Source organism: Coleofasciculus sp. FACHB-712 (genome assembly GCF_014695635.1).
Classification (GTDB): Bacteria; Cyanobacteriota; Cyanobacteriia; order Cyanobacteriales; family FACHB-T130; genus FACHB-T130.
Window position 1 is genome coordinate 1 of the sequence record NZ_JACJOQ010000710.1, and the last position, 8,645, is coordinate 8,645.

The 8,645-nt window shown below is 42.7% G+C and carries 8 protein-coding genes; 3 read left to right on the plus strand and 5 right to left on the minus strand.

All coding sequences use genetic code 11. The features are described from left to right. Nucleotides 1-360: 360 nt before the first annotated feature. Nucleotides 361-1,161, minus strand: a complete 801-nt coding sequence (locus tag H6F50_RS26235) for a hypothetical protein (RefSeq protein ID WP_190430969.1) — start codon at nt 1,159-1,161, stop codon at nt 361-363. Nucleotides 1,162-1,203: 42 nt separating this feature from the next. Then, entirely contained in the window at nt 1,204-1,731 is a 528-nt protein-coding gene (locus H6F50_RS26240) for a methyltransferase domain-containing protein (protein WP_190430970.1), read from the minus strand. A 266-nt stretch (nt 1,732-1,997) separates the two neighbouring features. Here H6F50_RS26240 and H6F50_RS26245 point away from each other — a divergent pair, with 266 nt between their 5' ends. Together H6F50_RS26245 and H6F50_RS26250 are read left to right on the plus strand one after the other, a co-directional pair. Beyond that, the gene (locus H6F50_RS26245) at nt 1,998-2,690 is read left to right on the plus strand and encodes an FkbM family methyltransferase (protein ID WP_199292381.1); all 693 of its coding nucleotides are present in this window, start codon (nt 1,998-2,000) and stop codon (nt 2,688-2,690) included. Nucleotides 2,691-2,737: 47 nt separating this feature from the next. Next, nucleotides 2,738-3,498, plus strand: a protein-coding gene (locus H6F50_RS26250) for an IS5 family transposase (protein ID WP_242029217.1) whose coding sequence is annotated in 2 segments (ribosomal slippage) — nt 2,738-3,073 and nt 3,076-3,498 — 759 coding nt in all. Because the reading frame shifts where the segments join, the coding sequence is not laid out codon by codon here. Nucleotides 3,499-3,686: 188 nt separating this feature from the next. Here the strand turns inward: H6F50_RS26250 and H6F50_RS26255 are convergent. From H6F50_RS26255 to H6F50_RS26265, 3 genes are all read right to left on the minus strand, one after another. Beyond that, nucleotides 3,687-5,915 (minus strand): O-linked N-acetylglucosamine transferase, SPINDLY family protein, encoded by a 2,229-nt coding sequence (locus H6F50_RS26255; RefSeq protein ID WP_190430971.1) that lies wholly within the window; start codon nt 5,913-5,915, stop codon nt 3,687-3,689. 132 nt (nt 5,916-6,047) lie between these two features. Continuing rightward, the gene (locus H6F50_RS26260) at nt 6,048-6,617 is read right to left on the minus strand and encodes a type IV pilin-like G/H family protein (RefSeq protein WP_190430972.1); all 570 of its coding nucleotides are present in this window, start codon (nt 6,615-6,617) and stop codon (nt 6,048-6,050) included. Nucleotides 6,618-6,737: 120 nt separating this feature from the next. Next, complete coding sequence (locus H6F50_RS26265; RefSeq protein WP_190430973.1) at nt 6,738-8,042, minus strand: class I SAM-dependent methyltransferase; 1,305 nt, start codon at nt 8,040-8,042, stop codon at nt 6,738-6,740. Between the two features lie 265 nt (nt 8,043-8,307). Here H6F50_RS26265 and H6F50_RS26270 point away from each other — a divergent pair. Then, nucleotides 8,308-8,645, plus strand: a 338-nt coding sequence (locus tag H6F50_RS26270) for an FAD-dependent oxidoreductase (protein WP_190430974.1), incomplete at its 3' end; no start/stop codon positions are given.

Consider the following 8,645-nt stretch of genomic DNA (forward strand, 5'->3'; position numbering starts at 1 on the left):
CTTTTTGGATTCTCGTTGCCGTATCTTGGAGCGGGTTTGGTTTAGGCTTGATACTAAATCGTTTGTTGCTACATCCATCTTTTTAGCCAACGCCTCCATCAGCTTCTGTCTTGCGTTTAGTAGGCACAACACCATAGATTGCAGCCTATTGCGCCTTTAATTTCTCTCAATGGACACTGTAAATACCGTCACACAGGGCGAGTCAATGGGTGCTAGATTTCTGGAAACTAGAGTAAGCGTTTAACTGTCCTCTTGCTCTACAGCAGTCTTGCTGTGGGGCAGTTTTGTTTTTAGCTGCAAGCACAAGAAAAAGAGGCCCGATCGCGCCTCTTCTCGTAAAGTCTTCTTGCGTGGGGTCCCTTAATCTTGCTCCGGTAGCTGAACCTGCACTCCCCCTTCTGGCGTAATAATGACTTTACCACCCAGCACCTCAATGCGACTGATAGCAATCTTGCGCGTGCGATCGTCAACCGCATTTTGTAAAATCATTGTCCAAGCACCCACTTGAGCCGACTTACTATTAGGGTTGCGAGCTAAAAATTGTGCAGTCTGACGAGAAATAGCTGCTACATTCTTGCTTTCTGGATCTTCATAAACACTCGCCCACTCCGCTGCCTTTTCAAAGGATTTCCTAGCAGCTTGGGCATCTCCTAAAAACAATAATTCATCAGTTCCTTTATAGCGCCAGACATAATAAGACTTTGGAAGCGGATTCTTGGCAATCGACTTTAACCCTTTCTCCATAAGCGCAACAGACTTTTCTGGCATTCCTGCATACATGGAAATACTGTTAGAGAGAAAAAGATACGCCTTTAAAAATTTGGGATCACGGTCTACGATAACTTCAAAATAATCCGGGCTAACGTTGTATCCAGTAACTTGGCGTGCTGAATCATCACCAAAATATTGCGCAAAGCCAAGAAATACCCAGTCTGCAAAAAGATTATCAAATCCAAACGAGGGTAACGTCTGAAGCAGATTGAGACGGAGTTTTGCTGCCTCTGCTTCTTTGTTTAACTCTTCCGGCAAAAAAGTTTTTGCTTTAGCAGTTAGTTTGTTTAGTTGAGGTACTTGTAGAAGCCCTATTGACAAAACGCACAGCAAGGTTAGTGTATATCTAGCTATTAATTGGGTAATGTCATGACGAGATTTATAAAGCATTTATATCATTACTTTTTAAAATATTAAATTTATATTCCATAACTATTTTTTAGCAATGATATTGAGGCTAATCAAAGTGTCTAGGATACGTAGGCTACTACAATCCTTAAACAAATTAAACTCGGACACTTGTTCCCATTCTTCAAAACCAGCTTCTTCTAAATAAAGAGCTAAAATTTCATAATCAAAACCAACTTTGTGAACATCGTTTATATTCGTTTGTCCACCAAATATAATTCTCATCAAGTGATGACGTTCCAAAGGCATTAAGTTCGGATTTAAATAAAGCCAACATAAACTTTTTAAATCAGGAACGCTAATTAGAAGCTTTCCCCCTGGTTGGAGTACCCGATGCCATTCCTTTAATGTATTGATAAGTTCATTATTTAAACCATAGTAAAAGTGTTCTAAAACGTGACTGGCATAAATCATTTCGACGGAATTACTTTCTAATTGGCTCAAATCAGAGGCATTCGCTACATAATCAACCTCAGGTCGAGGCTCAATATCTAAAATTTTCCAATCTGGATGACTTTCCTGACCTCCGATATGGAGTTTGAGGGATTTCATTGTTACTGTTAGTTGATCTTTTAATGATTCTAGCTAACATTATATAATGTTGCTAGCACCGAAAAATACTGGGTTATTCGCAATAACCGGTGTAAATTAATTCATCAGCAAATATGTAGAGTTTTTTTTGGATGTCAGTTTTTATCCCTAGTTTAAAAAAAGCGGTCATTTAGATCAAGTACACATGACAATATTTAACATTAGTTCGCAAATTAGATATTCAAGATGACTATGCCAGCAAAGGATGGGGTATTTTTGCGCCTCGCTTGACTATTTATGGATTTGATGCTAACTCAGAGGCTTGTGATGAGGCTAACGCTGAGATTGAAGCTAGGCAAGTAAATTGGACAGAAAAACATATTCCTTTGGCACTTAGTAACTTTTTAGGAGAGTCTACACTTTATGTAACAAAGCATTCCATGTGTAGCTCATTAGATCCACCTAATGAACCTTACCTAGCACGGTTTGCTGGAATTTCAGAATTAATGAACTTAGATTTTACTGTTGATCTTGAAACAACAACTTTAGATGCATTCTGCCAATCAGAAGGAATCAATGAAATTGATTTCCTACAAACTGATGTTCAGGGTGCAGATATTCATGTTTTAGAAGGAGCTGCGGGAATTTTAGAACGCAGTATTCTAGCGGCTCAAGTTGAAGTCATATTTTCCCTTTTATACATAAATCAACCTTTTTTTGCCGATATAGACACCTATCTCAGAAAGCAAAGTTTTACTCTATTCGATTTAACAAAAGCTTATCGTCCTCGCACTCGTTCTCCCATTGTATCTACAGAGCGTACTGGACAATTACTATGGGGAGATGGTTTTTACTTCCGGGATTTAATTCGAGAGGATATTAGTACACACCTAAAAACACCAGATAGAATTTTAAAGTTAGCTTGCATTGCCGATATAATGGATTTTCCAGACTATTCCCTAGGGCGTGTCATCAATTAGTTAGACTGGACTAGAAATATCCAGGAGAAGCTAAGGAGAGAATACAGATGACTCGACGTTATGCGCTGCGAGATGACCAATGGGAGCGAATCAAAGAGTTACTGCCCGGACGAGAAGGAACAGTCGGAGTGACGGCTAAAGACAATCGGTTATTTGTTGAAGCCGTTTTGTACCGGTATCGGGCAGGAATCCTCTGGAGAGACTTGCCGGAACGATTTGGAGATTTCCGAGTGATTCATACACGCTTCACCCGATGGTCAAAGAGTGGTGTGTGGGAGCGGGTATTTCAGCAGTTGGCAGAAGATGCAGACAACGAATATGCCATGATTGATTCGACCATTGTCCGCGCTCACCAGCATAGTGCGGGCGCAAAGGGGGGGAACCACAGCGAGAAGCAATTGGTCGCAGCAAAGGTGGATTAAGTACCAAGATTCATGCAACGGTAGATGCCTTGGGAAATCCTCTGAGTTTTCACCTTACACCAGGACAAGCGTGCGATTTAGATGGAGCTGATCAGCTATTGCCTGACCTCGTGGCTGACACCCTACTGGCTGATAAGGCCTATGACGCCCATAAGCGGGTGATTGAGCTACTTGAGAGCCAGGGCAAGACAGCAGTGATTCCGCCGAAGCGTAACCGCAGCATACTGCGCGATTACGACAAAGACTTGTACAAAGCCCGCCACCTAATTGAAAACTTTTTTGCCAAGCTCAAGCAGTATCGGGCAATCGCAACCCGCTATGATAAACGAGCTACCAACTTTTTGGGTGCGATTTATTTGGCTGCTTCTGTTATCTGGTTGAATTGATGACACGCCCTAGAATTATTAGAATATTTGAATCTGCAATACGGTACGGATGCAAATTACAATTTTGCTAACAACATCATAAAGAGTCTGGCTCAATTTCCAGAGCTGGTACAGCAAGGATTAGGTTCCTTGCCTGTTGTGGGAAAAATTCGCGATTACGTCAGTGGCGACGTTCAAAACTTGCTTGCTTAACGGCGCTCGCCTTGAATATACTTTTCCCACATTTGCTCGTAAGCCTTTTCCATCTCGTGGGTAAACTGCTTAGCATTCCACAAAGGAGCAGTTTGCCGCGACTGTTTAAGTTTCCAAGCAACTTGTTGCCGTAAGACAGCATCTTTCCCTAAACGAACTCCCCATTCGACATATTCTTCATCCGTCCAGGCAATACCCTCTGTTACACCTACATTCATCATCATGGTGTAGCTGTTACGAGCCGAAAATTGCTCACCTACTCGTGTAACTATAGGAATACCCACCCATAGCGTTTCCAGGGTTGTTGTGGCTCCGTTGTAAGGATAGGTATCTAGTACCACATCCGCAATGCCTAAATTTGCTCGGTGAGTTGCCTCCGTACCAACATCTGGCAAAAATCGCAGGCGCTCGCTCTCTACTCCCTCTTCTTCTGCAATTTGCTCAAAGAAACGCTTCATTGACTCTTCATCACCTTGTCCTTTGATAAGTAGATAGCTTTTAGGTACTTCCTTAGTGATTTTTACTTGCAAACGGGCTGTATTAGGGTGACGCTTATATGCTGTTTGACAGCTGAGATAAACCACTGCATCGTTAGGAATATTTAATTGATCGCGCCGTAGGGTAGGTACCTCTACTTCAAAGCCATCTACAGCAATATATGTTGTTGGTAAACGCCAAATTGTTGAAGCATAATAATCTTGAGCAGATTCAGGCAAAACATAGGGATCTGCAATAAAATAATCAATTGCTGGTAAACCTGAAGCGTCAGACCCTAGCCAAGTTGCTTGAACAGGAGCAGGCTTTAATGCCATAATCCCACAAACTTTGCTAGAAGTGATGCTGTCTAAATCGAGCAGCACATCAATTTCGTCTTGATAAATACGTTCAGCAATTTCAGTTATTGTTTTTGCTGTGGATAAATCACAAAAATTAGATGTATTTCTAGCAATAAAATCTTGTATAGGATCGTTTTTACCTTCTAAAGAATAAGCATAGACTTGAAACCGATCGCGTTCATGATACTGAAAAACCCATCGTGCTAGCCAGCCAACAGAATGTCTGCGTAAGCAGGTAGATAAGTAACCAATCTTTAAAAGTTTGTGGGAATTAGAAACGCGCTTAGATGATTGCTGTGATTGAATTACTCCTACTCCCTGATTAGAGTAACGCTGGATTCCGGACTGACAATATTTGCCAACCACATTGCGAAATTTATGTGTACTATCGGGGTCATCCTGAAAGTAAGGAGGAAAGACCACAGTTGTCATTAAAGACGGAAGATGACCTTCATTTACAGGGCTATTAGATTCAATTAGCGCACTCAATGCTCTTTGGTATTCTTGATGTGCCTCCTCCGCTTTTTGCCATTGCCCGCCAGCTCGCATTAGACCTCTGACAGTCAGATAATTAGCAGCCACCTCATCCACCAACGTATGCGGAGAATTAAGAATACGTTGAGCAAATTCTACACTTTCCAGATTCCTGCCTGCGGTTTGATATAGATTTGCCAGATTTGCTAAAATACCTATGTTATTGGGTGCTATCTGTAAGCATAGTTTTGTAAATCGGGCAGTTTTTTCTGAAGAAAGAGAGTTTACAAAGGCAGCAGCTTTATCAGTCAGAATATGGATTAAACCTTCGTCATTATCAGTATTTAAAATACAAGCTTCAATAAATTCAAATGCAGACGGGTGAAGTGGATAAAGTTCTAAAACCTGCTGTATTATCTGCAATCGTAAGTTGGCATCAAACTTAATAGGTTGGCTTGACTGAAGTAGGTGTGCCACCTCAGAAAGGGGTAAATCCTGATGATTAGATATCTCTAGGCTAGGTGAGAGTTGAATAATATGTAGCAGGTTATCCAAGTCGTCTGGATTGACTTCTCGAATGTGCTGGCGGATTGCCCAGGCAACTCTATAGTCTCTCTGAGCCTCCCGTCGATCTGCTTCGGCTTGCAAAACCTCTGTTAGATCTCTTGTCCACGACTCCACCTGCTCTGGTTCACCTTCTGCAATTGCTAAGAGCCAAATCATCTGAGCTTCCGCTTCTTGTCCCTGCAACAGCAATATTAGACCTAAATGCCAGTAATAAAACTTCACGCTGGGTTCTGCTTCAATAGCCTGTTCATAGAGGCTTGCGGCTTTAGTGTAGTCTCCTTGCAGCAAATACCGATCGGCTTGCTGTTGCCAGCCTAAAGGGTCGTCAGTAGAAATTTCAGCACTCATGACATGACAGTATTAGTGATTCAAACTAGCAATAATCAATCAAACCAATAAATAAAGTGGGTAGATAACACTACCCACTTTAGCAAAGGTCTTCTGCAAAGGAGTTTGAAAGCAGACAGGCTGCTAATAGGATTATTGAACAGGTTTCTGGTTTGCGCCGCAGACAATACTGGTGGTACCAGGAGACGCAGGGGTAGGAGCTCCGGCAGCGGGGACTGCACCAGCAACAATTGGAGTATTAGTCTCGCAGACAACTGCCAGGGTGGTTGATTCTCCAGTACCTGCACCCGATGTTTTACCGACAGCTACAGTACCAACATAGCCTTTCAAAACCGCAGGACCAGCCTTAGCAGGCGTAGCTTGAGTAGAGGCTCCAGCTACACCTGCATTTGTGAGTGAGTATTTATAGTTTTCTGTTTGTGTGTTGATGCCTAATTCTAACTCCGCAAATTTAGCTGTTTCAGTCACAAAATTACCCTGTTCCAGAAACCTGGCTTGTTGAGCGCGGTTTGCGGAGCCAACGTAGGTTTTGGCTTCAGATGCGCGGGCTTTGTTGGCTTGGTTAAGGAAGGAGGGCAGAGCAATAGCAGCCAGAATACCAATGATGATGATAACGACGAGCAGTTCAATCAGGGTGAAGCCTTCGTTCTGTTTTTTCTGGTTCAGGTGTTGCAGGAACTTAGCTTTCAGTTCAGTCTTCATGAGGGGTTTCTCCTTGAGGTGCGGGGTGCTTAACTTTTAACTCCTGGATGTAACTTACCCACTTCCGATCAGTTTCATATCACCCCCCGCAAAATTTTTTTTGCAGGTGTCCCCATCAACTCAGGGTTGCTGCTCCAGAAGCACACAGCCAAAATCCTCCAGTCCAATCAGTGCCTGTTTTACAATTTCAAAAGCTTCTGCCTCATCTGTCGGCTTTAGGGTTATAGGATGTACGGGTCTGAGTTTCTGCCACAGTTGTACCAGTGACTGCATGGACTGAGGCGACTCCCACAAGGGTAGTAAGCAAGCCGCTATGGTACTGTCCATTACTGGCAGATACTCACTAATTTCAAACGGTTGCAGTTGGTTAACGCGGCTGACGAGTTCTTCTTTCACCTCTAATGTCTTCATCTGAGGATGCAGATGAACTATTGCTCCCTGCCAATCTGACAACTGCCACTCAGAAAGTAGCACAAAAGGCTGAGCCTGGTTGGGATGACCGCACCAGAAGTCAAGCAGCCGATGGATGGGATTTAACAGTTCAAATAGATGCAGCTGGTCTTCCACTGTAGTTCCAGGCAAGCTCATTGCTAAAAACACCGGCAAATTGTCTGGTTCTTTGAACAGAGTCATCAAGTCCCATTCCCGCCAATTCACCATGCTGATAAACTCCAGGTCAGCTGTTTTCAAAGCAGAAAACATTTCCGGGATAGTGTAGCCTTGATCGCCCTGAAATAAATAATTCATCAGAAACCACTCTTCGTCTTTCTCACGCTTAGCATCCCAGGTAAAGGTCTTGAGTCTAACTTGATCGTTCAAAGCCTTCATCGTTTCGCGCACTATGTCAATTTCCAACTCTCGTGGGTTTTCATCCATCAATCCCATCATCTTGAAAACTTTCTGCGCTCGATAGTAGTTAGTTCGCTGCAATGAACTATGGAAATTAGCGCGGATAATTCCCTCTGATTTCAAAACAGACTTCATAGCCTGTAGGGCTGTCACTGGATTGGGAAAAAGATAAATAACATCGTCACAATTAATGTAGTCAAATTCTCTATTAAGTTGTTGTAAATTTTCTATTGCTAGAACATGAAACTCTACATTTTCAAAACCGTGATATTGCAAACGGGTTTTGGCTAGTTTTATGGACTCTTCTGAAAAATCAATGCCAACAACTTTGGCTCCTGAATTTGCTGCTGCAAGCATCAAGGATTTGTAGCCCGTGCCACAGCCTGCGTCTAAAATTACTTTATCTTGAGTATCTATAAATTTTTGGTTTCTCAAGTAGTAAGATGTGACCAGGTTATGAAGATAGAGGAAATTTGTGTCTCCTGTGGGATATTTTTCTAGTGGAATTCGGGGATAAGGTCCGGCGTCAAATTGCTGACGAATTTTCTCTAGTAACTCGGATGCTTGGCTGTCCATGTTTAATCGCTCCTATTGTTAAACTTTATTTTTCCCATCTTTGGATCGGAAATATACTTTCTAACAAAAACTGCTTTTAATCGCTCATCAATAGAGTTACGGCTGTTTGAAACCAAAACTCAAAGCTTAACAATCTTTGTAAGCGTACACTCATCTAGAACTAAAGGGCTTGCAGATAGCCTACACCAACAGGAGGGGGATGAAATTTCTGGTCAGAAGCAGTTATACTGAATTAAACGTAGTCGTTATGAGTTTGCATAGCTCTATGACCAAACCAACAGTAGAGAACTTGGTGATTATCGGTTCTGGCCCTGCGGGGTATACTGCTGCTATCTATGCGGCGCGGGCGAACCTGAAACCGTTTGTCTTTGAAGGCTTTCAGGCTGGGGGGCTACCTGGCGGGCAGCTGATGACAACGACGGAAGTGGAGAACTTTCCGGGGTTTCCGGAAGGGATTACAGGACCGGAGTTGATGGATCGGATGAAGGCTCAGGCTGAGAGATGGGGGGCTGAGTTAGTTACCGAGGATGTGATATCGGTGGATTTGAGTCAGCGTCCTTTTACTGTTCGGTCTGAGGAACGAGAAGTTAGAACTCATAGTAT

What these genes read in the sequence shown, in the direction of transcription:
- H6F50_RS26235 (WP_190430969.1), bottom strand. Translation starts at nt 1,161, where the DNA reads ATGCTTTATAAATCTCGTCATGACATTACCCAATTAATAGCTAGATAT.
- H6F50_RS26240 (WP_190430970.1), bottom strand. Translation starts at nt 1,731, where the DNA reads ATGAAATCCCTCAAACTCCATATCGGAGGTCAGGAAAGTCATCCAGAT.
- H6F50_RS26255 (WP_190430971.1), bottom strand. Translation starts at nt 5,915, where the DNA reads ATGAGTGCTGAAATTTCTACTGACGACCCTTTAGGCTGGCAACAGCAA.
- H6F50_RS26260 (WP_190430972.1), bottom strand. Translation starts at nt 6,617, where the DNA reads ATGAAGACTGAACTGAAAGCTAAGTTCCTGCAACACCTGAACCAGAAA.
- H6F50_RS26265 (WP_190430973.1), bottom strand. Translation starts at nt 8,042, where the DNA reads ATGGACAGCCAAGCATCCGAGTTACTAGAGAAAATTCGTCAGCAATTT.